Source organism: Nitrospirota bacterium, assembly GCA_016180645.1.
In the GTDB taxonomy this organism is placed as follows: Bacteria; JACPQY01; JACPQY01; order JACPQY01; family JACPQY01; genus JACPAV01.
Genome location: JACPAV010000004.1, coordinates 133,519 through 157,005 on the forward strand (window position 1 = coordinate 133,519; position 23,487 = coordinate 157,005).

The 23,487-nt window shown below is 59.9% G+C and carries 22 protein-coding genes; 13 read left to right on the forward strand and 9 right to left on the reverse strand.

The features are described 5' to 3' along the window. Nucleotides 1–4 precede the first annotated feature (4 nt). The 5 genes from HYT87_03660 to HYT87_03680 all read left to right on the forward strand — a co-directional run bounded on the left by HYT87_03660 (nt 5) and on the right by HYT87_03680 (nt 3,541). Nucleotides 5–922, forward strand: a complete 918-nt coding sequence (locus HYT87_03660; protein MBI2058844.1) for an ABC transporter ATP-binding protein — start codon at nt 5–7, stop codon at nt 920–922. Then, a complete protein-coding gene (locus HYT87_03665; GenBank protein ID MBI2058845.1) occupies nt 922–2,043 on the forward strand; it encodes an ABC transporter permease in 1,122 nt (373 codons plus the stop codon). The genes HYT87_03660 and HYT87_03665 overlap by 1 nt, the downstream gene beginning before the upstream one ends. Continuing rightward, nucleotides 2,043–2,852, forward strand: a complete 810-nt coding sequence (locus HYT87_03670) for an MBL fold metallo-hydrolase (GenBank protein ID MBI2058846.1) — start codon at nt 2,043–2,045, stop codon at nt 2,850–2,852. Before HYT87_03665 ends, HYT87_03670 begins: the two co-directional genes overlap by 1 nt. 97 nt (nt 2,853–2,949) lie before the next feature. Beyond that, entirely contained in the window at nt 2,950–3,261 is a 312-nt protein-coding gene (locus HYT87_03675) for a hypothetical protein (protein MBI2058847.1), read from the forward strand. A gap of 49 nt (nt 3,262–3,310) precedes the next feature. After that, a complete protein-coding gene (locus tag HYT87_03680; protein ID MBI2058848.1) occupies nt 3,311–3,541 on the forward strand; it encodes a hypothetical protein in 231 nt (76 codons plus the stop codon). A 70-nt stretch (nt 3,542–3,611) separates the two neighbouring features. Here HYT87_03680 and HYT87_03685 read toward each other — a convergent pair whose 3' ends face one another. Genes HYT87_03685 through HYT87_03695 form a run of 3 tightly spaced genes read right to left on the reverse strand, consistent with a single transcriptional unit; the run spans nt 3,612 to nt 6,224 of the window. Next, nucleotides 3,612–4,004, reverse strand: a complete 393-nt coding sequence (locus HYT87_03685) for a hypothetical protein (GenBank protein ID MBI2058849.1) — start codon at nt 4,002–4,004, stop codon at nt 3,612–3,614. Nucleotides 4,005–4,013: 9 nt separating this feature from the next. Next, nucleotides 4,014–4,802 (reverse strand): hypothetical protein, encoded by a 789-nt coding sequence (locus tag HYT87_03690; GenBank protein MBI2058850.1) that lies wholly within the window; start codon nt 4,800–4,802, stop codon nt 4,014–4,016. A gap of 15 nt (nt 4,803–4,817) precedes the next feature. After that, nucleotides 4,818–6,224, reverse strand: a complete 1,407-nt coding sequence (locus tag HYT87_03695; protein MBI2058851.1) for a hypothetical protein — start codon at nt 6,222–6,224, stop codon at nt 4,818–4,820. An 81-nt stretch (nt 6,225–6,305) separates the two neighbouring features. Between HYT87_03695 and HYT87_03700 the strand changes: the two genes are divergently transcribed. The 3 genes from HYT87_03700 to HYT87_03710 all read left to right on the forward strand — a co-directional run bounded on the left by HYT87_03700 (nt 6,306) and on the right by HYT87_03710 (nt 7,730). Next, the gene (locus HYT87_03700; protein ID MBI2058852.1) at nt 6,306–6,680 is read left to right on the forward strand and encodes a helix-turn-helix transcriptional regulator; all 375 of its coding nucleotides are present in this window, start codon (nt 6,306–6,308) and stop codon (nt 6,678–6,680) included. A 391-nt stretch (nt 6,681–7,071) separates the two neighbouring features. Beyond that, complete coding sequence (locus HYT87_03705) at nt 7,072–7,317, forward strand: hypothetical protein (GenBank protein MBI2058853.1); 246 nt, start codon at nt 7,072–7,074, stop codon at nt 7,315–7,317. Next, on the forward strand, nt 7,314–7,730 hold the full coding sequence (locus tag HYT87_03710; GenBank protein MBI2058854.1) for a type II toxin-antitoxin system VapC family toxin: 417 nt from the start codon (nt 7,314–7,316) through the stop codon (nt 7,728–7,730). The genes HYT87_03705 and HYT87_03710 overlap by 4 nt, the downstream gene beginning before the upstream one ends. A gap of 16 nt (nt 7,731–7,746) precedes the next feature. On the opposite strand, the gene HYT87_03715 is transcribed toward HYT87_03710, so the two are convergent. Beyond that, nucleotides 7,747–11,001 carry a DEAD/DEAH box helicase gene (locus HYT87_03715; GenBank protein ID MBI2058855.1) on the reverse strand — a complete coding sequence of 1,085 codons (3,255 nt, stop codon included), beginning with the start codon at nt 10,999–11,001 and terminating at the stop codon, nt 7,747–7,749. Between the two features lie 90 nt (nt 11,002–11,091). Continuing rightward, nucleotides 11,092–12,150 carry a hypothetical protein gene (locus HYT87_03720; protein ID MBI2058856.1) on the reverse strand — a complete coding sequence of 353 codons (1,059 nt, stop codon included), beginning with the start codon at nt 12,148–12,150 and terminating at the stop codon, nt 11,092–11,094. A 114-nt stretch (nt 12,151–12,264) separates the two neighbouring features. Between HYT87_03720 and HYT87_03725 the strand changes: the two genes are divergently transcribed. Both HYT87_03725 and HYT87_03730 read left to right on the forward strand, forming a co-directional pair. Continuing rightward, nucleotides 12,265–13,578, forward strand: coding sequence for a hypothetical protein (locus tag HYT87_03725; protein MBI2058857.1), 1,314 nt, complete (start codon nt 12,265–12,267; stop codon nt 13,576–13,578). After that, nucleotides 13,575–16,913: a DNA polymerase III subunit alpha gene (locus tag HYT87_03730; GenBank protein ID MBI2058858.1), complete on the forward strand. Its 3,339-nt coding sequence runs from the start codon at nt 13,575–13,577 to the stop codon at nt 16,911–16,913. The genes HYT87_03725 and HYT87_03730 overlap by 4 nt, the downstream gene beginning before the upstream one ends. Before the next feature lie 135 nt (nt 16,914–17,048). Here HYT87_03730 and HYT87_03735 read toward each other — a convergent pair whose 3' ends face one another. Both HYT87_03735 and HYT87_03740 read right to left on the reverse strand, forming a co-directional pair. Beyond that, nucleotides 17,049–17,381, reverse strand: coding sequence for a type II toxin-antitoxin system PemK/MazF family toxin (locus HYT87_03735; protein MBI2058859.1), 333 nt, complete (start codon nt 17,379–17,381; stop codon nt 17,049–17,051). Next, nucleotides 17,362–17,583 carry an antitoxin family protein gene (locus HYT87_03740; GenBank protein MBI2058860.1) on the reverse strand — a complete coding sequence of 74 codons (222 nt, stop codon included), beginning with the start codon at nt 17,581–17,583 and terminating at the stop codon, nt 17,362–17,364. Before HYT87_03740 ends, HYT87_03735 begins: the two co-directional genes overlap by 20 nt. 201 nt (nt 17,584–17,784) lie before the next feature. Between HYT87_03740 and HYT87_03745 the strand changes: the two genes are divergently transcribed. From HYT87_03745 to HYT87_03755, 3 genes are all read left to right on the forward strand, one after another. Next, the gene (locus HYT87_03745) at nt 17,785–19,422 is read left to right on the forward strand and encodes a hypothetical protein (protein MBI2058861.1); all 1,638 of its coding nucleotides are present in this window, start codon (nt 17,785–17,787) and stop codon (nt 19,420–19,422) included. Between the two features lie 76 nt (nt 19,423–19,498). After that, complete coding sequence (locus HYT87_03750) at nt 19,499–19,678, forward strand: hypothetical protein (protein MBI2058862.1); 180 nt, start codon at nt 19,499–19,501, stop codon at nt 19,676–19,678. 200 nt (nt 19,679–19,878) lie between these two features. Continuing rightward, nucleotides 19,879–20,157 (forward strand): type II toxin-antitoxin system RelE/ParE family toxin, encoded by a 279-nt coding sequence (locus tag HYT87_03755; GenBank protein MBI2058863.1) that lies wholly within the window; start codon nt 19,879–19,881, stop codon nt 20,155–20,157. A 121-nt stretch (nt 20,158–20,278) separates the two neighbouring features. Here HYT87_03755 and HYT87_03760 read toward each other — a convergent pair whose 3' ends face one another. Further along, nucleotides 20,279–22,360: a hypothetical protein gene (locus HYT87_03760; GenBank protein MBI2058864.1), complete on the reverse strand. Its 2,082-nt coding sequence runs from the start codon at nt 22,358–22,360 to the stop codon at nt 20,279–20,281. Further along, entirely contained in the window at nt 22,357–23,385 is a 1,029-nt protein-coding gene (locus HYT87_03765; protein MBI2058865.1) for a DUF72 domain-containing protein, read from the reverse strand. The genes HYT87_03760 and HYT87_03765 overlap by 4 nt, the downstream gene beginning before the upstream one ends. Between the last annotated feature and the right edge of the window lie 102 nt (nt 23,386–23,487).

Genomic DNA, 23,487 nt, shown 5'->3' on the forward strand with positions numbered 1-23,487 from the left:
TGACATGAACACCATTGAGACCCACGCGCTGACCAAAACGTTCGGGGCATCCGCCGCCGTCGATCGGCTCAACCTGTCCATCTCGGAAGGAGAAGTTTTCGGGTTCCTCGGCCCGAATGGGGCGGGGAAGACGACGACGATCCGGCTGCTGGTGGGAATTCTTGCGCCCTCTTCAGGCGAGGCGAAAGTGCTAGGCTTCGATGTCGTGCGCCAATCCGAGGAAGTGAAGAAACGGATCGGCTACGTCGCGCAGGCGTTCGGACTCTATCCCGATCTCACCGTGGAGGAAAATCTCGAATTCTACGCCTGGCTCTACAACCATTCCGATAAATCGCGCTTCAACGAGTTGATCCGTGCCTACGGGTTCGAGGAACACCGCAGGAAACTCGCCCGCGAACTATCGGGTGGTTATAGGACTCGGCTGGCGCTCATCACGGCCTTGGCACACAAACCTTCGCTCCTATTCCTGGACGAACCCACGGCGGGGGTCGACCCCGTCACCCGGAAAGAACTCTGGGACATGTTTTATGCCCTGAAAGGGCAGGGCACCACGCTCTTCGTGACCACGCACTACATGGAAGAGGCCGAACGGTGCGACCGTCTCGCTTTCATCTACAAAGGGAAACTCATCGCGCTTGGAGCGCCGCGCGAAATGAAGAGCCTCCTCGCCGACCGGGACGTTTTCGAAATCCGAACGACCTTCCGTCCCGATGTCGTTCAGGCCGTGAAGAATTGCCCCGGCGTCGAGACCTTCAACCAATTCGGAAACACCCTGAAAGTGGTTTTACGAAAGAGCCGGGAGAACGGCACCGCGCTGGCGAAGGCCCTGAAACCCTGTGGATTGGACCCCGCGAGCGTGGCAACCGCCGAACCGACGATGGAGGATGTTTTCGTGGCGCTCACCCATCGCGGAGGATCCTGATGCGAATGCTTCGCGCGGTTGTCCGCAAGGAATTCATCCACATCCGGCGGGAGAGGCGGATGCTCGTCTTCATCTTCGGCGCTCCGCTCCTCCTCCTCGCCCTCTTCGGCTACGCCCTCCGGCTCAAGGTGGACAACTTGAACGTCGCGATCCTCGACGGCGACACCAGCATCTTCAGCATGCAGATCCGCGACACCATCATCTCCGAGGCGGGATTCCGCCTTATCGACGTGCGCGACGAGGATGAGATCCGCGAGCTGCTCTACAAAGGCAAGGCCCGGCTGGGACTCGTCATTCCCGACGATTTCTCGGACAAGCTGACGAACAATGAGACGGCCACGCTCAAGCTCTTCGTGGACGGGAGCATGCCCGTGCTTGCGATGGCCGCGATGAACGGCGCGAACGTCCTGACCGGGGAGGATCTCGCGGCCAACCTTGTCTTCGAAGATCCCGAGAAGGAGTCCCCCAAGTTTCGCCCACCGCCGGTGCGTGTGGACAAAGAGATCCTCTTCAACCCGGACCTCAAGGACACAGACTTTTTCCTGCCGGGCATCATCGGCATCATCATCATGCAGGTGACCCTCATCCTCGCTTCGCTGAGCATCGTGCGCGAGCGTGAGCAGCGTACGATTGAACAACTTATGGCCACACCCATCACCCGCCGGGCGCTCATCGTGGGCAAGATGATTCCATATGCCGTCATCGCCGCGGTGGATTTCGCCGTCATCATCGGGGCGGGGCATCTCCTGTTCGACCTCCCGTTCAAGGGCGCCCCCATTCTCATCGTGCTCCTCGCGGCGCTCTACATCTGTTCACTCCTCGCCCTCGGCGCCCTGATATCGTCGTTCTCACAGACTCAACCGCAAGCCGTGTTCCTCGCGGTGTTCATTCTCATCCCCTCGGTCCTTCTCTCCGGTTTCATTTTCCCCATCGAAGCGATGCCCACGTGGCTCCAGCCCGTCCCACGGCTCCTCCCGCTCACGTACTACATGGATGGCATCCGCGCGCTCACGATCAAGGGGACCGGCTTCGGGACGGTTGCCGTGGACTTCGCCGTCCTGGCCGGCTTCATGATCATCTTCACGCTCCTCGGCATCCAGAGATTCAAGAAAACCCTCTGATGAGCACGTCGAACGGTCTCTACAGCCGCGATGCCTTCGCGGGCCTGCCCACCGCCTCGGTTTGGGTCGGCCACTCCACATTCCTTTTCAAGATCCGAGACAAGATCTTCATCACCGATCCGGTCTTTTCGAAGCGGGTCACCATTCTCCCGCGCCTCAAACCACCCGCAATCTCGATCGATCAGATCCCGCAGCTGGACTACATCCTCGTCTCCCATACACACTTCGATCATCTCGACCGACCGAGTCTGAAGACGCTGGCCTCAGCTTTTCCCCTTGCCCGGCCTATCTTCCCGGCGAGGGCCCAGTCCTACGTGCGGGATGTGGCCATGGGAAGGAGCCTTTTCCTCGAAGTGGGTGAGTCGTATTCGCTGGACGGTCTGCGGATCACCCGCGTCCCTGCCCAGCATTTCGGCGGGCGCTATGGCTTCGATCAGCTCTGGAAACCGACCTACGGGGGGCTGATCGCGGAGTATGGCGGCACGGCGGTCTACTTCGCCGGCGACACCGGCTACTGCCGCGCCATGTTCGAGGAAATTGGAGCGAGAGCGAAACTGGATCTCGCCCTTCTGCCCATCGGGGCCTATTCGCCGCCCCCCATCCGTCATCACCACATGAATCCGGAGGATGCGGTGAACGCGATGACCGATCTCGGCGCCCGCGCGATGATCCCGATGCACCACTCGACGTTCATTCTCTCTGCGGAACCGACCAAGGAGCCGATCACGCGGCTCCGATCACTCGCCGCCCGCCGCCCCGAGCTGAAAATTCACTTTCCCCGCTTCGGCGAAATCCTGCCCGTGCCGTAGCCTGACCCCAGTACTCGCCCCATCGCAAGGATACAGCTTCAGGAGGTATACGTGCCCGGCTTCTTGCAATGCCCAACGGCCCTGCTAGAAATGCGACATGGAGGCCGTGCTGGTAGAAATCAAGCGGCTTGTGCGGGCCGGACGTTTTCTGTTCACGGACAAGGCGGGGCTTGAGATGGAAGTGGATGGCATCGATGAAGACGACGTTAAAGAGTCGATTCTCAACGCCTCAGCCATCAAGAAAACGATCCGTTCGCGAAGTTCGCGGCGAAACAAGCCGGGTGAAAAGCTTTACGTCATCCATGGCCCGACAAATCATGGCGTGTGGATTTACACCAAGGGCACGATTCGTGGGGAAGGGGAGGCCGCGATCTACTATTTTCTGATTTCATCGAAGGTGCTAGAATGAAATGGGTTGTATGGTGTTGAGTCGATGCCCGTCCTGCGACAGTCGGCGCGTGAAATACGTGATCTCCGAGTACACGGTGAGATTGAACCCCATGCACGGGGTCACCGTTCCGGCGCTGAGGCGTCTTCGGTGCATGAAGTGCAAGGGCGAATTTTTCGACGCCGAGGCGATGGCCGTGAAATCTCACTACCTCAGAAATGACCCCGTTTGGCGGGAGCGGCGTCGTGCGCTGTTCCAAAAAGTAGCCTTGCGTCGAAAGACGACGGCCCAGGCCGCGTAGCATCCGGGGCCGCTTGAGGCGGGTAGTTTCTCCCGGGAGTCAATCAATATTCAACTTTGACCCCCAAGCATTACTTCCCCCATTCGACACCACCCAGCGCCTTCAACCCAACTTTCATAACATACAGTTCGTCCGGGGTCGGGGGCGTGCTGCATTCATTTGGGTCCGAAGTGTCGAGCTTCCCCCCTTCGCCCAGTCTCACATAGACACAGTAGCTGTTCCGAATCATCGCCCCGAACGAGTTCTGAGCATCTACGACCACATGAACGATATATTGCGGGGGAGCTTGGTCCGCGATGGAAGCCGACACCCATCTTGCGGTCGAAGGTGCCTTCAGATACTCCGAGACCACTTTCTTCGCTTCAACCACCGGTCCACTTTCAGTCTTGCCACGACACCCTTGAAGCAGGACCAGCAGCACTGCTGTGAGCGACCTTCCGACGATGGATTCAAACCGATCCATATTGTTTTCCTACTCCTTCAGCCAGAAATTCGCCGCCGTTCTATCCGCGTTGGTGTAGATCGTTATCTTGTGGAATGGCATGATGGGAATATCTTCCTTTGTGAGATCCCGCTCTGGAACGTTGTTCACCAGCATTTGGGCCTGATTGAAGATGAACTGCGTCGCCGTGGGTGACCCCGCCGCGCCCGTGGTGCGAAACAGATTCTGCATGGGCTCGGGCAGCTTGGCAAAGGCTTCCGGTGGGTTCGTTGATGTTTCCCCGGTCAACGCACGAATTAGTTTAACGAACTTGGGGCCACTCTTATCCGCAGGAAGGCTCACCTCAATGAATTCTAGATCGTTAGGATTTCCTGCCAGTTGAACGTGAAATCCCTCTATCCCGACCTTTGATCCCCAGTGGATCACGTTCGGCTTGTTCGGATAGCTCTCATCGGTATCGATGGGCAGTTCCTCGCCGGGAGGCAGCGCAGGCAGGCCAGCACTCTTGTAGGCCTGATAGAACCGCTCGCGGCTCCAGCCGCTTTCCTGAACTTGCGCTACCTCGCCTTGGTCGGCGTCTTTTTCGGTCGCGTAATTGGTGTAGACGTAAGCGGCAAAGAGGAGGCCGAAGACAACGGTCATCAGGAGCTTCCGCGCCTTGTCCCAGATTTGACCTCCCTTCTTGGATACATCTCCAGTCCAAGCAAGGATCAGCCCGATGGGGAAGAAGAGGAAAAGCATGAGAACAACAAACCACGAACGTCGGAACCATCGCCCTTGTCTTGGCGAGGCTGTTTGGGTGTTTTGATTCTCAGTCATGGTGATCCTCCTTCGTCAAAACAGGCACCCGGCGGAAAAGGCCTTCCGCTTGAGCGTCTCCAACTCCGGGACGGTTCCCCCTCTCCGGTCTCCACCGTTGACCCATTCGTCAAATTCATTTCTGATTGGGCTCAGTTGCCCGTCAATGTCCTGCAATTGATTTATTGCCGTGCCCAATTCAGCCGGAGGACATCCATGTTTCTTGCACTTCTCAAGCTTCTTCATGAGGGCCCGCTCTTTGCCGGTGAGGCTGGCGCATTTGGCAATTTTCGGATTCAAGAGTTTGGTGATTCTCTGTGTGCGGACCTTCTCCGCACGCTCACGAGTCGTTGCTGCGGCAGCCTCCAGCCATGCTTTCGTTTTCGGAAAGATGGGCTTTTCTGAATGATAGAAATTACTGTCAGAAGAACTATAAATCCGCCGGCTCTCTTGTTCGACTTCCCAGTCCACATCGTTCATCTTGCACAGGATGTCATCCATCGTGCACTGGTTGTCATTGCGATCCCCCCCTTCCAGCGGCATCTGAGCGACCTGACTCTCCACGGCTTTGAACTTCGCCGTCCAAATTGGTTCCAGGACCTTCTTGACTAGAGCATCCGCCGGCTCGATAGCCTTCCGGGCCGCCTCGGGCAGTTCCTCGCGAGAATCCAGCAGGTTTTCATTTGCCTTCAGAAATGATGTCAGACTCTCGTAAGCCGCATCGGGTTTCCCCTCCTGCATCAGCGGCCCCACCAAGGATTCCAAGGACGTTCCGAATTCTTTGATCTGTTTCTCACGATCCATCTCCTGTCTCTCCAGATCCAATTGGGCAAGACCGTCGAATGGGAAGCAATAGTTTCCCGGCCACTTCTTCGAGATGATTTCTCCCGCTTCTTTACTGAGAAGCTGGATCTCTCCGGCCTTGCATTCGTTCTTCAGTCGGACCAAGTCCTTTACCGACTTGATTTTCTCGCCGCAGAAGGAATACATCACCAGTGACTGCCTCTGGATGCCCCTGTCGGCGTCGGCGCAGATATTCCGCTTGTGGTCGTCGTTGGGGCAGGGCCCCTCTTTCGGCTGAGGCCAACGCTCCCAATGACAGACGAGCGGGGAATCCCCGAGGTCTCCAGTCATCCGGTCAACTTGGACACGCATGGCCTGCTTGACTTCTTGTTCTTCCAGCGAACTGATTCGACCCCTGAAATTGGAGTGGAGGGCTTGGAAGTGTTGCTTGGCGTGATACTCGTCCATGCCAAACTGAACGGGAGATTCTTCGCAATCCTCCCTGAATTCTTCGAGCGCCTCAGTAGCCCCCGCCACCTCTCCTTTGGTAATGGCCTCTTCGACCCTTTTTGCCGATTTGTCTACCGACCAGCAGAATCCGGAAAACACGACCCAGGAGAGCGCGAGAGCAGTGAGAACTCGGATGTCACCGATATTCACGGCGGGCAGTATTCCAATATCTGTATATGTTGTCAACATCTACTTCTAATGATTCATCAGATTCAGGGGTTCGTAATACTAATGGTTGTGGGGAAGAAGGGAGACCCTGAGTTGAGCCGCATTTTCGGCAAGAACGTCCGCCGGGCCCGGCTGTCGGGGGGGTTGACTCAAGAAGATCTTGCTGAGCGGGCGAATCTTGCCGTCAATTACATATCCGACCTGGAGGCCGGCAAGCGGAACCCCGGATTGGACGTAGTTGCAAGGCTGGCACGCGCCCTTGACCGTCCTATAGAGATTCTTTGTAATGAGCAGAGGAAAGAGTCGTCAATGCCTCGCGCAACACAGACTCCGTGGGCGATCCGGATCAACAGCCTTGTCGGTTCCCTTGATCCGCGGACAGCTAGACAGATTTGGCAATTCCTGAACTTGGCCTTTGGCCGTAGGCGATCTTCGTAGGCCGCCACGGTTCCGTGAACGAGCGCGTGATCCGGTTCCTGGGGGGTATGGGGTCGAATCCAGGCATCGTACGTTTCATCATGCCGCCTGTTGAGGCCAAGCGGAAGGATGGGGATGAATTGTCAGGGGCCGCACTCGGCGTGAGCCTCGTTTGTGTTGGCGAAAAGACGGGATATCGGCGCCACGCAAGAGTTTCGTCCGGATTATCGCGGAATTTACCCTGAGCGGCGAATGAGCGATTCTTCGGCTACGCCTCGGAATGACGAGCGAGGTGCTCGGAATGACGCGTGGCGAAGGGATCAGGATGACAAGGCGGGGGATCTCTTGCCGACGGATTCAGGGCTTGACGGAACCCCGGGTGGATATGCGACATATGTGATATATGTCGATTATGGTCAAGACGCTTGTTTACCTTGAGGAAGATCAGCGCCTCAGATTGCTTCGGGAGGCGAAGCGGCAGGGGAAAACCGTTTCGCAACTGATGCGGGAGGCGGTCAATCTGCGCGTTCCTGCGCCGATAGACCGGAAGCGAGGAATGGGAATCGTTGGTCTGTTCAGTGGAGGTGGTGACAATGTCTCCGAGCGCCACCACGAAGTTCTGGGAGAGATTTTCAGGAAGAAGAATCCCCACGAATGATCTTCGTGGACGCCGGCGCCTTGTACGCATTGGCGGACGACGGCGACATCCACCACACCGCTGCGAAGGCGCTCCACGAATCAGAAATCGAAAAGGCTTCCTTGGCCACGTCAGCGCTCATCCTCACAGAGGTTTGGTCTCTGATCGAACACCGAGCAGGCATCAAACCAGCCTTCCTCTGGTGGGAAGCCATCATGGCCTCCTCCTATGAACTTCTGCCCGTCGAGCCGTTCGATCTCACGGAAGCGCTGAAGATTCGGAAGAGGTACCGGGACCAGAACTTTGGCTTGGTCGATTGCTCCACGTTCGCACTTTGCGAGAAGCACCGCATCAGCAGCGTCTTCACCTTCGACCGAAAGCACTTCTCCGTCTACCGACCCTCCTTTACGCCGCGCCTCGATCTCTTGCCCTGATTCGCCGGAACCGGCCTCACGACAGCAGGATTTCGAGGTCCGCCCGGGTGAGGCGGTGCAGGGAGGCGTTGTCCTCGGTGAGGATGGCGTCGGCGATCTCCTTCTTCCGGCCCTGAAGCTCGATGACCTTCTCCTCCACGGTGCCGCGAGCGACGAGCCGGAAAGCAAAAACGTTCTGCGTCTGGCCGATCCGGTGCGTCCGGTCGATGGCCTGCGCCTCCACGGCCGGGTTCCACCACGGATCGAGCAGGAACACGTGGCCCGCCGCCGTCAAGTTGAGTCCCTGACCCCCGGCCTTCAAGCTGATGAGAAAAAGCGGACACTCCGGATCCGATTGAAACCGTTTGACGCGTTCCTCCCGGTCTCTCGTCTGGCCGTCGAGGTATTCATACCGGAGGCTCTTGCGCTCCAGCCACGGCCGCAGGAGGGCGAGAAAGCTGGTGAACTGCGAGAAGATGAGCGCCTTGTGGCCTTCCTCGACGATTTCAGTCAGCCGCTCAAGCAGCACGTTCAGTTTCGTGCTCAAATCCTCCTTGTACTTTGGATTCAGGAGTCCCGGATGGCACGCCGCCTGGCGGAGCCGAAGCAATCCTTCCAGAACGTGAATTTTCTCCCGACCCGACAGCTCCCGGCCCTTCCCCAGAAATTCCCTGCGGTAGTGCTTCTTCAATTCCTCGTACAGCGACCGTTCATGGCCTTCCAAATCGAAAAGGATCGTTTGCTCCACTTTTTCCGGCAGATCCTTCGCCACCTGACTTTTCGTTCGCCGCAGGATGAAAGGCCGCAGGATCCGTCCGAGCATCCGCGCGTTTTCGGTGTCGGCCCGTTCCGCGGACCCGAACTCCCTCTTGAAGTGCGTCACCCGCCCCAGCATCCCGGGATTTAGGAATTCGAAGAGGCTCCAGAGTTCGCCCAGGTGGTTCTCGACCGGTGTGCCGCTCAGCGCGAGCCGGTGCCGGCTTTTCAAGAGACGCGCCGCCTTCGACGAGGCCGTGCTCGCATTCTTGATGGCCTGGGATTCGTCCAAGATGACGTAATCGAATTCGAAATCCTTGATCCCGGTGATATCGCGCCGCAACGTGCCATAGGTCGTGAGCACCACGTCAAATTTCCTCGGATGGTTCAGCCCCCGCTCCCTCGATGGCACGCTGTGGTCCAGCAGTCGCAGCTTCGGCGAGAACCGCTCCGCCTCGGCCTTCCAGTTGAAGATCAGCGAGCGCGGGACGACCACCAGCGACGGCCGCGCGGCGTCCTTCTTCCTCGCCGCGAGCAGGGCCAAAACTTCGACGGTCTTCCCGAGGCCCATGTCATCCGCCAGGCAACCGCCGAAGCGGAAATCGCGGAGGAAAGTCATCCATCCCAAGCCCTGCTTCTGGTACGGGCGAAGATTCCCATGAAAATCCGCGGGTGGTTCCACCGGCGCGATCCCATCGAACGCGGCGAGGCGCGAGCGGAGCTGTGAGAAGGCTTCATCGCACGTCGCCTGCTCGCCCGACGCAAGCAGCGCGTCGAGCAGAAGCGCCTGGCTGGGCTTGAACCGGATCGCTTCGCCGTGGATCTCCCCCGAATCCAAAGCGAATCCCATCCGCGTCATCCACTCCTCCGGCAGAAGACCGACGCTCCCGTCTCCCAGCCGAACAAAGTGCTGCCCGTGGCGGACGGCTTCCAGCAGCCTCGGCAGCGGCACTTTCTCATCGCCGAAATCCACCGCGCCGTTCAACTCAAACCAGTCCACGCCCGAACTGACGTCCATCCGAAATGTTCCCGCGCGGCGGAGGAGTCCGCCCTCGGCTTCCACTTTCCAGCCCGCCTCCATCGTTGCGCGCACGAGGGGAAGGAATCGGCCCGAGGAGACGGTTAAGCCCTCGTATGCTTGCTTCGCCCCCGCGTCCAGGAGCTTCTGCCGGGCGGCCTGTTCGAATTCCATGTCGCGCACCAGCACGCGGCCCGACTCGACCATTCGCGGGCGGGGCTCGTTCGCCAGGACCTTGACGCCCAAATAGTCGAAGGAGACTTCAAGCAACAAGTAGTTCTCCCGATCAGTCGCCTTCGCGGCGCGCAACAGAGGAACGGGCCGTGGTCGTTCTTCGGAAAGCCTCAGGGTCTCCGGCCACTCGATCCGCGGAGGATCGGACATCTCGATCGCCTGCTTCCGGAACACCTCGACTTCGCGTCCCGGCACCCGGATTTCCCTCCCTTGGCGAAGGGCCAGGACCCACGACCACGGACCTTCCAGGCGGAGGCGCGAGACGATCCCCGGCCTGAAGAGGAAGCCTGATGCCAGGATGAGGGGCGGATCGGACAGGATCATCCGTTCAGAATCCCTGACGATTTCCCCGCGGACCAACCAGGCTCCTTCCGGCGTCGGCGACAACTCGTAAACGACGCGCCACGGCGCACCCTCATCCCAGGTCAGAGGCTCGGACAACTCGCTCAGCTCCATCCCGGTGTCCCAGGCAAAGAATCGCTTCGTCCCACAGAGAAGCGGGAGGAGGGCGTTGAGTTGGGCCTCGTTCAGCGGGAAGGTCCCTTCATCGTACTCCCAGTATCGGGCTCCGTACGAGCGAGACGGCAGGAGAAGGCCAAGGACAGAGTGGTCCTCCTGGGTCATGGGAGCCGCCCCATACGGGTAGTCACGCAGCTTCAACGACCCCAGGCTCCAGCCTCCGTTCTTGAGGCGTTTGCGCAGGCCGGCGTGAAGGCGAAACTGGCCGCTATTCCTAACGTCGTCCGCGTTCATCCAATAGAAGACTTGGCGTTCGCCGCGCTGACTTTGTGCCTCGCGCGCCGCCTGTTGCGAGGGATACGTCTCGTGAAAAAGCGATCTCCAGGAGGCACTCTGGGGATTGCGGGGCTGCTGTGAGGGCGAACGAGATTCCGGCGGCATCCGGCTTCCCGGACGCATCTGTTCCACCAAGTCCGACTCATCGTCCCCCCAATCGCCCTCGTCGCCCGGGCCCTCGAAAACAGGACGATACCCGGGCCGAAGCAGCTCTGAAAGGTGACCGTTCTGTGCGGCCACCACCATGGCGGCCCAGAGGTGCTTGCAGAATTCACCGCCGGCGTAGAACTCGCAATCGCAGGAGAGGAGCGCTTTGCGTTGCGTGGCCTGAATGGAGACCACGTACGGATGGGTGCCTCTGACATAGGCAACAAGAGCGTTCGCGGAGGCCTTGGCGATCCTGACTCGCCCGGAGAGGGCGTAGTCCCATCCGCGTTGCTTGACCCCCGGCGAAAACCAATCGCGACAGAACGGAAACGGTTCCATCATTTCTGCTTCCCTGCGTCCTTGGCGGGAGCCTAGTGCGAATCGCGCATCGTTACAAGATCAGTTGAGGGGGACCGCCAACCTGCCCACGGTCTACCCGTTCGTTTCCGCTTTCGTGATTCGAAGATAGAGATCGCCGAGTTCAGCACTGGGTTCAATTTCCGTGCCCTCGTGCCATTCGTTGAAGCTCGTGATGAGGATCCACGGCGCGCCGGAGGCTTTGGCCGCTTTCCACATTTCGCGGTAAAGTTCGCCGCCGCGCCGGTCCAAATCGAATGCGTAGGGCCGGCCGATCTGTGTGTCGTTGTATCCCGGCACAATGGTGACGGCCGGAAGGCGACCCGATGCTTTCACCTCCTGCACATACCCCGAGAGATGTTTATCCAGATTCGATTGCAGGTAGCTCATTTCCGCAGACGGGTTGTAGATGTGGACGCCGGCGAAACCGTTTGCGATCACGCGGTGCACTCGCTTCGTCACCGGGCTGAGGCCGAGAGCGTCGCCGGTCAAGAATGCTGAGTCCCTGAGCCGTTCCATGTAAGGCGCCCAGTCTACCTCCACAGGCTGATCCGCCGGGCAGTTTTCCGCGAAACAGAAGAACGGCGGGAAGATTACGCGGCCGTAGAAGAAAATCACGGGCTTGCCGTCCTGTTTGTAATACGAGGGTCGCGCGCCGTATTCGCTCACGATGCGCTCGATCTCCGCCACGCCGTTTTCGATCCGGTCCTCGGGGAAACGTTCGTAGTAGATCACCACCCGGATTCGCCGTTGGTCCCTCTCGATCACATCGGTCAACTTCTTGAACGACTGGTCTTCGAACGATCCGAAGCCCCACCACGTGGCGATGAGAACGTCGATTCCGGCGGCCTCTGCGAGATCCAGGTGTCGGCGGATAACGGCATCGTCGTTCGAGTCGTACAGGCCTTCGGCGGGATGCCGGAGTGCGGCGATGTCGGGCAGACCTTGCACATCGAGTTTCGTCGGATCGTGCCCGGCGTCGGCCCAGTGCACCCATCGTCCTGAAACCTCCGGCGTTCCGTACCAGCCATAATAGAAGGCAAACGTGGTGAACGGCCTGGGTGCGGGTGAATCTGCGGACGCGCATGACGCCATGGCCAGCGCGATCAGCCGGGTGACACACCTCATTCTCACAGCGCGGGATTTTGACAGAACTGCACGGATTCCCCAATCGAGATCGCTGCGCCCGGGGGTCCTTCCCCACCACGCCGGCTGGTCATGGATACCATACTGGTGTATGCTATCGGTATGTTTCGGCAGATCGTTCACCTTGATCTTCCCCGCTTTATCGCCTCCATCGAGGCGGCGATCGAGCCGATGCTGAAGACCAAGGCCTTTGCCGTTGTCCCCACCGTTTCGCCCCGGGCGCCCGTGGTGGACGTCTCCCTTGAGGCGTGGCGGGACGGCGCGCGCAAGGGCATGAGGTTTCACGAGGCAAAAAAACTCATTCCGCAGCTGCGGGCCGTGCGGCCGCATTGGGGGGCGGCCCGGTCGGCCGGCGAGCGGCTCTTCGAGATCGCGCACGGCCTGTCGCCTTTCGTCGAGCCTGCCGGCCATGGCCATCTCTTTGCCGACGTGACGGGCGGCGAAGTTCCCCATGCCGATTCTGCTCGCCGTCCCCGTAGCGAAGCGGAGTGGGGGGGCGATGCGATGGCGAATCGGCTGCTGTCCGAAGTTCGGAGTCTGCGTATGTTCAACTGCGTACTGGGGGTGGCGACAAATAAACTGGTGTCAAAGGTGGCCGATCGGGCCTTCAAGCTTTGGCAGCCCTGTGGAGACGGGATCCTTCGCGTCGAACCGGAAAGAGAAGAAGAGTTCCTGGCGCCGTTACCCGTGACGTTGCTCCCTGAGATGCATTCCAAAACGGCCGGCCTCTTTGATCTGTTGAACATCCGGTTCATGCGCGATCTCGCCGGCCTCGATCCGGTGCAGGCCCACTCCGTCCTCGGAAAGAAGGGGCCCGTTCTCGTGCGGGGGGCGCGGGGGATCGATGATTCCCCGGTACGTCCTTATACGGAGGGAGCGGATGCGATCGACGAGCGGGTGATCTTTTCACCGGACACGAATGACTGGAGCCTCATCCGCGCGAAGCTGTTCGTGGCCGTGGAGAAACTGTCCGTCCTCTTGTACGAGCGGGGACTTGCGGCCCGCTCTTTGAGTGTGGAGGTGACCTACACGGATCTCGATACGGCGCGAAGGCACCGGGCCATCAAGCTGGAGAATGAGAGCCTATCCCAAAACCCGTGTAGGGGCGGACCTTTGGGTCCGCCCATGAAGAGGGAGCATCTGAAGATGCTCCCCTACATGCCTGGGAGTCTTGGTATAGGCTCCAAGCACTCTTTATTCACGGAGGCGGATGCGGCCCTGGAAGCGGCCTGTACACGAAGAGTGCGCGTCAAATGTCTTGTCGTCGAGGTTTCAGACCTCAAGCCCGCGAGCCGGCAGATCGGTTTGTTTCGAGACCCGCAGGAGGAGAGAAGACAACGGCTGGCCGGCGCCGTTCACGCCGTGCGATCCCGGTTCGGGTTCGACGCCATCCGGTTCGGCGCTTCGATCGTATGACCGGCCTCGGCTCGTTCGTTCATCTTCAAGTCCACAGCGGCTACAGCCTTCTGCGCGGGGTGAACCTCGTCGAGGAGATCGTGTTCTCGGCCCGGGAGCGTGGGTACAAGGCCCTCGCCCTTACGGATGTCAACAACCTGTACGCGTGCGTCCGGTTCTGGGATCTCGCGAAACAGGCCGGCCTGCATCCGATCTTGGGAGCCAAGGTCTGCCATGCGTCGGGAAACGCGGTCCTCCTGGTGGAGTCGAAAGCCGGATACGCCCGCCTGTGCGAAATCCTTTCGGCCGTCCATCAAATCCCGGGTTTCGACTTGGTCGAAGCCCTGCGAGAGGACGCCGGCGGCTTGGTGATCTTGTCGAAAAATCCACGGCTCTTGGAGGCGCTTCGCGTCGTCGTTCCTCCCTCCCACCTGTTCGGCCTCGTTACGCCTGGATGCGGACCGACGCCATATCCCGATCACTCTTCCACTCGTCGTCCCGGTGCCGGCCCCCACAAAGTTCCTATCACCGTCCCCGAAGGGGGTTGCAGCGAGGCGGAAAGGGCGACGTGGATCCGCCGTCTTGAAGCGATGAGGCTCCGGCCGGTGGCGACGACCGAAACCACGTTTCTTGATCCTGGAGAGCATTGGATCCACAAGATCCTCCGGGCCATTGATCTGAATACTTCACTGTCGCGCATGGCGGGAGCCGATATCGCACCGGAAACCGCCTGGCTGACGCCACCCGACGAGATCGGCAAGGTTTTCAGGGCCGTTCCCGCTGCGATCGAGAACTCCTTGGAGATCGCCGAGCGCTGTGTTCTCGATTCCCCACCGTGGGGCGAGACGATCTTCCCCTCGTTCGACGGTCTATCCGGAACGGATACTTTTGCCCTGCTCGAACGGTCTTGTCTCGAAGTGGTCGATTCGAGGTATCCGGGGCGCCCTCCGGAGGTTCTGGCGAGGCTGAGGCGCGAGTTGGAGATCATTCGGGACAAGGGATTCGCGGGCTATTTCCTGATCGTCCGGGACATCGTGCGAAGAGCAACAAGGAGCTGTGGGCGCGGCTCCGGAGCGGCGAGCCTCGTGTCCTACCTGCTGGGCATCACGGCGGTGGACCCGATCCGGCACAACCTTTTCTTTGAACGGTTCCTGAATCCTTCGCGAAAAGATCCTCCCGACATCGATGTCGATTTTGCATGGGACGAGCGGGACAACATTCTAAGCTACGTTTTCGAAAAATACGGAGCCGCACACAGTGCGATGGTCGCCAACCACGTCACGTTCCAACCGCGCATGGCCGTGCGCGAGGTGGCGAAGGTGTACGGGTTGGCGGATGACGAAATCGGCGCGGTGACGGAGCGGATCGGAGGTGTTTTTGAATCCACGGGGATGCCGACGGAGGCGGTTCGAGGAGCGAGAGATCTCGGCCTCAAGGAGCCCTGGCCCGAGATTTTGAAGATCGCCGACCGCCTTGTGGGTTTGCCGCGCCACCTGTCGGTCCATCCCGGCGGCGTGATCCTCACGCCCGGTCCCATCACCCGGCACGTGCCCATTCAAACGGCCCGAAAAGAAGTGCCGTGCCGTGAAGGGTTTCATAGGACTTCCGTCCTCCACCCTCCGGGTAGCCGCAAGCCATGGTCCATGCCGCGCCCTCCTGGGCGCGGCGACATATCATGGCCCCATTCCCTCCGCGGAATGGGGCTTCAGCTTGCGTCCCAGTGCCAAGCAGAGTCGCAGAAGGTGGCCATCATCCACTGGGAAAAGGACCAGGCGGAGGACGCCGGCCTCGTGAAAATCGATCTGCTGGGGAACCGAAGCCTGGCTGTCATCCGAGACGCCACCCAAATGGTGCGGGAGAAGGATGGCGTGCCGACCGAATTCCTCCGAACGAACCCTATCGATGATCCCGGCGCGCAGGAACTCATGCGCACGGGCCGCACGATGGGATGCTTCTACGTGGAATCCCCGGCGATGCGGCTTCTACTCAAGCGTTGCCGCAAACCGGATTACGACCATCTTGTGATCGCCTCGTCCATCATCCGCCCGGCGGCGAACGACTACATCATGGAATACATCGCCCGCGTGCGCGGCGAAAAGCCGGCCACGCCGATCCATCCGCTCCTGGAGCCGGTGCTGTCGGACAGTTACCAGATCGCCGTCTATCAGGAGCACGTCATGTTGATCTCCATGGCGTTCGCGGGATTTTCCATTGTCGAAGCGGACGGCCTCCGCAAGGCGCTCGGCAAGAAGGATTACTTCGTTCGGCTCGGGCAGTTCCGGGACAAATTCTTCGCCGGCGCCAGGGCAAAGGGCATCGCGGAGCAACAAATCCTCGAAGTCTGGAAGATGATCGAATCCTTTTCCGGCTACAGCTTCTGCAAGCCTCACAGCGCCAGTTACGCCATGGTGTCGTACCAGTCGGCGTTCATCAAAGCGCACCATCCGGCGGAGTTTTACGCGGCCGTCATCTCGAACCAGGGCGGCTACTACCACTGGTGGGCCTATCACAACGACGCCATCCGCGAGGGGCTGCGCGTTCTCCCACCGAGCATCAACCTGAGCGAGTGGAAGTGGCGGGGATGGGAACGGACGCTCCGCATGGGTTTCATGCAGATCAAGGGTCTGAAAAAGGAATCGGTGGACGTGCTTGTGGAAGACCGCCGGCGAGGTGGGCCTTACGGATCGCTACGGGAGTTCCTAGACCGCGTTCGCATCGACCCGTCCGACACGATTCTCCTCATCAAGGCCGGAGCCTTTGACAGAGTAAGCGTCAGCGTAACGCGAGCGCAGATGATCTGGTCCGTGCTAAGCGACGGGAATCGTGACGCGAGAACGAACGGGAACCTGTTTCCGTCCGCCGAACGACTGCCTGCGCTCAGCGCCTATGACGAACAGACGATGCTCCGGCACGAGGCGGACGTGCTCGGCTTTCTGGTGAGCCGCCATCCGCTCACGCTGTATCAGGACGAAATCCGCCGTTTGAACGCCATACCGGCGAAGGATCTGGACCGGTATGCCGGCAAGGACGTGACGCTCGTCGGCTGGTGGGTCACGTCGAAGCCCGCCGAAACGAAACGCGGCGAGCGCATGGAGTTCGTTTCCTTCGAAGACACAACGGCCCTCTTTGACGCGACGCTGTTTCCGAAAGTCTATGCGCGGGCCGTTCCGTATCGCCACCGCCCCGTGCCCTACGTCATCCGTGGAAAAGTCGAGGAGCAATTCGGCGCCTGCACCGTCACCGTCTCTTCCATCGCGCCCCTGAGTCCCATCCGAAGCGGCGCTTCAAGGCGATCCGGCTCGCGCCGCGGGCTGCCGGACGCCTCTCCGGAGGAGAACTCGTACCTTGCCGGATGACGCGAATGGCAGTTCTCGCTACCACCTTGCAGGGCGATCGAAGGTGATGGGTATGCTGGAAATCGTCAGGTAATTTGGCGGGTGGGTGTCTGGTGGAAGCTTTTCGGTCGCGAAGCCGGGAGGTGGAACCGGAGTCTATCTCCGGGCATTCTCCAATTGAAGCCAGACGCGGAGATTTTTGTCCAACTCCAATAGATCGCCAGTGGAAAGCGCTCCGATCCGCTTCCTCACGAGACGGCTTTCGATGGTGGCGATGTGTCCCTTGATCCCGCTGGCCACATTGAGCCCCGCGAATCTCCAGTCCTTGAGGGTGAATTCGCTGTTCTCAAGGCGTGAAGTTATCGGGACAACGATCAAATCTCCCGTTGAACGAAATTGACCTACGACAATCGCGGGCCGGACTTTCTTGCTTTCGAGATTGGAAAACGGGATGGGAAGAAGGACAGCCTCACCCTTGGAGAAGTTCATTGTAAACGTCGTCGTCGGGATTGTCCCAGACCTGCGTGAGCGATTGCTCGGATTCTCTCAGCCAGATCTTGCGTTCATCGTCATTCATCTCCTTCGGAGAATCCTCGACGGTGACGTAGACGCGTGCCTGCTCCGCAAACGGTAGCGGCTCGGCCAATTTGAGGGTGCCGTTTTCGTACACGGCCTCCGTTTTCCGTTTCACAAGAATAGGATACGACTCCAGGAGCGTAAAGGCAATGACGGATCGGGAGCGGTATGTACAGGAGGATCGTGAGGGGCGCGAGGGGAAATTCGACCTTCGCGCCTTCCACGATAATGACCTCAAATCCTGTCAACAGAGCCATAACCTATCTTCCAAGCAACGTCCCTCAACACCCAACCGAAACGTCAGGACCGGGACACCTTGACTCCGGACGTCCTCGCCAAGAGTCTTTCCGAGGACTTCAAGATTCCAACCGACCAAATCGCCATCGCCACCGGGCAGACACGGGGCGTGGAAGACGTCAACCTGTTCGCCCGGCAATGTCCTATCCGGTTCATCATTACGATCCAGGCGCTTCGGGAGGGATGGGATTGTTCGTTCGCATACGTTCTGTGCTCTGTCGCCGACACGGGATCGCAACGGGCGGTGGAACAGGTTCTCGGACGTATCCTCAGATTGCCCGGAGCCAAACGAAAGCGGTCGCCGGAATTGAATAATGCCCACGCATTCGCAACCTCCCCCCGATTTATCGAGGCTGCGAAAACTCCGAAGGATGCCCTTGTCGATAACGGCTTCGAGCGATTCGAGGCAGAACGGTTCGTAACGCCCGCAGGCGATACGATACCCCTGCTCGAGGGAAGCAAGATCAAAGTGAAACTCACCGAAGCCCCGGACCTCTCCAAGCTCGCACCCGAAATGCGGCAAAGCGTGGAATACGAAAGCTATTCCGGCACGCTCGCCGTGGACACACACCTTCTGGACAAGTTCTCCCCCAAGAAGCTGTATCAGTGCCTAAAGAACGATCCCGACCGTTCGGCCCTCGAATCCGCACTGCATGGGCTGAAACCGGCGGGGGCGATGGAGGATCCGCAGCGTCTGCTCCCGTTCAAGGTCCCACTCCTCTGCATTCGCGTAAACGGGCAGCTTGAATTGTTCGAGGACAGTCACTTTCGCGAGAGGCCCTGGAATTTGGCGGAGTGCGATCCGACGCTCACAGACGCGGATTTCCCGGCTGATTCCACGGGCGGCTCCGCCGGAGAGATTGATGTGAGCGAAGCCGGTCAAGTGGAGTTCAGGCAGTTTGTTGACCGGCTACACGAGCAGCTCAGTTTGGTGACATCGGAACCGGGATGGACCGTGCAGGGGCTGGCGAACTGGCTGGACCGGCAGATTCCACACCATTACAGTCGGCAAGCCCATTCGAGGCTCGTCATGCACAAGGTCCTCACCGCGCTGATCGAGGGTCGCGGCATTTCCATCGAACAACTCGCCCGGCGCAAATTCCGGCTGAGAAATGCCATCGAGAAGAAAATCCAGGAGCATCGGGCGGCCCAGGCCAAGAAGGAGTACAACGGGCTGCTGTTTGGGGTGGGGAAAGCTGCCATCGAGGTAAGCCCGGAGATCTGCTTCAGCTACGATGCGGATCGGTACTCGCCGAACTGGTACTACGATGGCGGGTACCGCTTCAACAAGCACTACTTCCCCGAGCGAATCGGGGAACTGAGATCAGACGTGGAAGAATTCGAATGCGCCCAGTTTATCGACCAACTTCCGGAGGTGAAGTTCTGGGTCCGAAATCTGGAGCGCCGTCCTGAGCATTCCTTCTGGCTCCAGACCTCCACCGACAAGTTCTACCCGGATTTTGTCGCCCTCCTGAACGACGGGCGGATTCTCGTAGTCGAATCAAAGGGGGAGCATCTCTGGAGCAACGACGACTCCAAGGAGAAACGCGCCGTCGGCGACCTCTGGGCCGATCTCAGCGGCGGTAGGTGCCTTTTTGTGATGCCGAAGGGCAAGGATTGGGGCGCCATTACGGATGTGGTCAGGAACTCAAGGTGACGATGACCCCTCAGGTGTCTGGACCAAGTGAAGGATCGAGTATGGGAGTACGAGGAAGCGTGGCGGATACCCAAGCGTGGTCATCCTGGCCGGGCCGAACGGGGCGGGAAAATCGACGGTCGGTCCGTCGCTTCTGAAGGAAACGCTCAGGGTGACGGAACTGGTCAACGCCGACGTGATTGCCCAAGGATTATCGGGCTTTCGGCCGGAAGGCGCGGTGTTTCAGTTCCTCGACAACCGGTTGAATCAGGCGTAATGTTTCTCCCATGCAGTCCCACTACGAAACCGCCGTGTCCGTTGCGAGAAAACTTCAGGGTAAGGACCGCATTCGTTTTCTCCAAACGCTTGCACGACACAGGGTATATCGCACGGCGATGGAAGACCTCGTTGATGGTCTCCTGATCGAGGAGCGTAGAACCGAGCCCAGCCGACTTCTTTCCGAGTACATTGCCGAGCATCGCCGAAGAAGGCGGTAGGGTCTCCGCCTACACGGTCCGACTCAAGAAGTCGGCGGAGAAGGAGCTCGATTCGATTGTTGATCCCAACCACAGGCGGATCGTCAAGCGGTTGGAGCAATTAGGTTTAACCCCTCGTCCACCCGGGACCAAAAAGCTTCAGGGAAGCGACGGATACCGGATCAGGGTTGGTGACTTCCGCATTCTCTATCTGGTCGATGACCAAGCGAAGGCAGTGGAGGTCACCGCAGTAGGCCACCGCCGCGAAGTCTACCGCTGAGCACCGTGCGGTTCGTCTTCCAAGTGCTGACGCATATCGCTCTTTTCGTCAGATCGAGCGCATCGGGCGAAAGAGGTCGATCAGCGGCCTGAGTGGGATCGATTCTGGATGGGATGGGCGATCAGGGCGGCGTGGGCGACGGCAGGGGCGCTGACGGTAAAGTGGTCCCCACCCGGGTATCCGCGCGGCGGGAGGGCGCTTGGACCCGCCCCGGGCCACCGGCGCGGAGTGATTCCACGAACGCGACCGCCAGATCCTGGACCATCTCGATGGGATTATCGACCCGCTCCGGCTGGGACAGGGAGATGAACGGGGGGAAATCGGGCTGATAGCGGCGGTCGCCGATGAAGCTCGAAAACATCGTGTGGAGCGCCGGCGCAATCTGGACCACGGCGATGGTGTTTTCGCCGATGCCGGCCTGATATGGCGCCCGCAAGGTGGGGAGATCGACGAACCGAAGCGGCTCACTCATTGACGGGAGGGTCACGAAAGTTGCGCCCATGGCGCGCGCGAGGAGTTCGGTAGCCTGATTTGGAATCAGTTCGTCTGAGCGGGCCTGCAAGACGAGGACGTTCCGTTTCCTTTCTGCGATCAGCGGCGCGAAGGAAAGCGGATCTCCAGGCGAGATGGCCGCGTCGAGAAGAGACAGCGATCGCTGCGCTTCCGCGGGAAGAGAAGCCGGATCTGAAACGTCAATGTACGGATCAAAAATCGACCGGATGAACGGGGAGAGCATCCCGGCAAACAAGGGCGACGCCGAGTACATCGGAAGGAAGACGCCCCCTCCGGCGACGGAAAGCACCGCCCCGGCGAGATCGGGTGAGACCGTGACGACGCTCGCGCCGAGGACCGACCCGAACGACTCGCTCGTGTAGACGATATGCCGGGTGTCGAAATCGAGTCCGGCGAACGCCGGACTAGACTTGGCAATCGCGGAAAGATCGCCGTGTCGAAGGAGCCGCGCCAGTTCCGTGAGATCAATAATGGCCTGGCGGAAATTGTCGCGCACGTAGCGGCCGTCGAACGGGCCGATACCCTGCTCGGGATCGCCGGCAAAGTCGAAGAGGTTCACGGAGGCACCGAAATCGTTGGCGTCGGCCAGCCCGTCGGGGCCGGGCGCTCCGGAAAAGTTGTGGACCGCGTCCGTCTTCTCGCCGGCGCGATCGCCGTGCCAGATCGCATCCACGCCGATCGTGGCGTAACCGGCGCGCGCATAGGTGTTCGCGCACGAAAGGACCTGTGAGCGTCCTGCGTTGAGCCCGTGTTGATAGATGAGGATGGGCAACCCCCCGAGGGCCGCAGGGTCTTTTGGCAAGGCCAGCAGAAACGGAATGGCCTCCGTACCCTTGATGATGGGAATGCCTTGGGTGTCCACTTCCACGCGACCGAGACGCGGGGGTGTGGAGGACAAGAATGAGGGGGCATCGAAGGTTCCGAGGACAATCGCGCCGAGCGAGTCGTGTACGATGCCCTTGGGGTCCCCGAGGCCCGGACGCGTCGTTGCCGGTGTGCCGGCGAACGCATCGAGTTCTGCGCCGCGCAGGACCCGGCTTACTTTTGCGACGGGTGGAACCAGGCCGGCCGCCACCTCCCGCATGAGGTCAACCCTTGTCGTGGGGTGACCCACGGTGAACACCGTTGCGGCACCTATCGTTCCACGGGGCACGGTCCGAACGAGCGGCGCGTAGATGGCGGCGAAAGGCCCGCGACCCTCGATGGCGTCCCGCATGGCGGGGGAGGGATCGACGCGCGGACTTTCCACCCAGACTGCATATCGGTGCCCCGCCGTCAGGGTCTCGCCGCGTGGCGCGAGCGCGACAAGATCGCCCGTCCGCGCGCGAATCCAAAGCCCGGTCTCGAACGTTCGATCGGGCGCGTCGAGATCGATCCATGTCGCTTTCCCCGGCACGGCTCCGTCTTCAAGGTCACCGCTGACGGGGAAAAAGACCGAGCCGTAGACAGGAGCGCCGTCCATTTCCGAGAGTGTAAGCGCCAGCGCGTCGAGCGGTCCACGTTGACCATCGAGAGGAATCGACTCCACAAGGATGTGTCCGTCCTGGAGGAAAACGTCGGAGGGCCACGGCGTGTCCTTCATCGAAGTCCCGCCCAGCAGCGCCTCGATGGTGGGTGCCGACCGAGGGGAATTGGCCCCGGAGGAGCAGGCGAGGCACACCATGACAGGTAGAAAGACGGCGCGCCTCATTGCGAAGCCTCTTGCAGATCTCGTTTTTCCGATGGAGACGCGAGAAACCGCTCCTTGATGCGGCGAGCGATTTGAGGGGCATTTCCGCCGGCACGATTGTTCACCGTGACCCAGGCCTCGACTTCTTGCTCAATGGCCTTCTTGGCGAGGGCCACGGTGTCATCGAACATCTTGGGGTCTTCGTCCTTCAATTCAGCGAACGGAAAATAGCGGCGGTAGGCGTCCTCGTATTTCACCCCGCGGGGTGTGAGCAGCCGGATGATGGCCGTACGGGGATTCGTGAAGCCTCCGGCCTGTTCGAGCTGCCGATCAAGCGCAGGAAGGAACGACCAGTGCGAGAAGACATTGCCGATCCCCCGCTCTCGGAGGAAGCGGAAGTAGTCGCCTGATTTCAGCCGATCGGTTCGTTCTTCAATGTGGTAGCGGGAATCCTGCGGAATCCTTCCAAAAAACGTCTCGTGCACTTTGATGTTTTCGTTCGGGGGGGGGCAGGTGGCGGTGCGCTGGTATTCATGCTCGAAGATGAATCCACTGAGCTTGGGACCGAGGAGGGCGTTTGCAGGTCTGTAAAACTGTTCGGTGAATACTTCAGGATCATGGAAGCGAGGGTTATCCGCAAAGTTTCGGGACTTCTCGGCGGGGTCGAAGACCCACGTCTTGTGGGCGGTGACGATCTGGGGAACCTTGAGCGTAACGCGTGCGTCCGAGGGCATGAAATCTGCGTAGGTGGCGAGGGTACGGTGCGTCCTTGTCGGCCGCCCCGTTCGGTCCAGCAGCGGTTCGTAAAAGGTGAAGTCCAGCTCGACGAATTCAAAGTGCTGGAAAAACTCCCGCGTACTCCTGACCTCCACGGTCTGTTCGGTGACCTTTTCAGCACCGACGGATTTCGAGCGCTTGGAAATCTTGTACTCTTCCAAATAGATCTGTCCCATCCAACCGGCATAACGGTCGGAGGCCGCGCCGAGGTGAACCTTCGGGTGGATCCCGCGAAACATGAAATCTTGTGAAGAGGCGCCCTCGGTCATCCAGGCCCATTCTAGCAAGGGTCGCCGCAAGGTTGAATCGTGGCGACGCGGAGGCCGTCCGGTAGACGCCGATGGCCGGAGCGGTGCCGTCTTGACGCCCAT

Coding starts and splice junctions, on each gene's coding strand:
- HYT87_03670 (MBI2058846.1), top strand. CDS start 2,043: ATGAGCACGTCGAACGGTCTCTACAGCCGCGATGCCTTCGCGGGCCTG.
- HYT87_03675 (MBI2058847.1), top strand. CDS start 2,950: ATGGAGGCCGTGCTGGTAGAAATCAAGCGGCTTGTGCGGGCCGGACGT.
- HYT87_03685 (MBI2058849.1), bottom strand. CDS start 4,004: ATGGATCGGTTTGAATCCATCGTCGGAAGGTCGCTCACAGCAGTGCTG.
- HYT87_03705 (MBI2058853.1), top strand. CDS start 7,072: ATGGTCAAGACGCTTGTTTACCTTGAGGAAGATCAGCGCCTCAGATTG.
- HYT87_03725 (MBI2058857.1), top strand. CDS start 12,265: ATGTTTCGGCAGATCGTTCACCTTGATCTTCCCCGCTTTATCGCCTCC.
- HYT87_03700 (MBI2058852.1), top strand. CDS start 6,306: ATGGTTGTGGGGAAGAAGGGAGACCCTGAGTTGAGCCGCATTTTCGGC.
- HYT87_03660 (MBI2058844.1), top strand. CDS start 5: ATGAACACCATTGAGACCCACGCGCTGACCAAAACGTTCGGGGCATCC.
- HYT87_03760 (MBI2058864.1), bottom strand. CDS start 22,360: ATGAGGCGCGCCGTCTTTCTACCTGTCATGGTGTGCCTCGCCTGCTCC.
- HYT87_03735 (MBI2058859.1), bottom strand. CDS start 17,381: ATGAACTTCTCCAAGGGTGAGGCTGTCCTTCTTCCCATCCCGTTTTCC.
- HYT87_03710 (MBI2058854.1), top strand. CDS start 7,314: ATGATCTTCGTGGACGCCGGCGCCTTGTACGCATTGGCGGACGACGGC.
- HYT87_03730 (MBI2058858.1), top strand. CDS start 13,575: ATGACCGGCCTCGGCTCGTTCGTTCATCTTCAAGTCCACAGCGGCTAC.
- HYT87_03715 (MBI2058855.1), bottom strand. CDS start 11,001: ATGATGGAACCGTTTCCGTTCTGTCGCGATTGGTTTTCGCCGGGGGTC.
- HYT87_03765 (MBI2058865.1), bottom strand. CDS start 23,385: ATGACCGAGGGCGCCTCTTCACAAGATTTCATGTTTCGCGGGATCCAC.
- HYT87_03690 (MBI2058850.1), bottom strand. CDS start 4,802: ATGACTGAGAATCAAAACACCCAAACAGCCTCGCCAAGACAAGGGCGA.
- HYT87_03665 (MBI2058845.1), top strand. CDS start 922: ATGCGAATGCTTCGCGCGGTTGTCCGCAAGGAATTCATCCACATCCGG.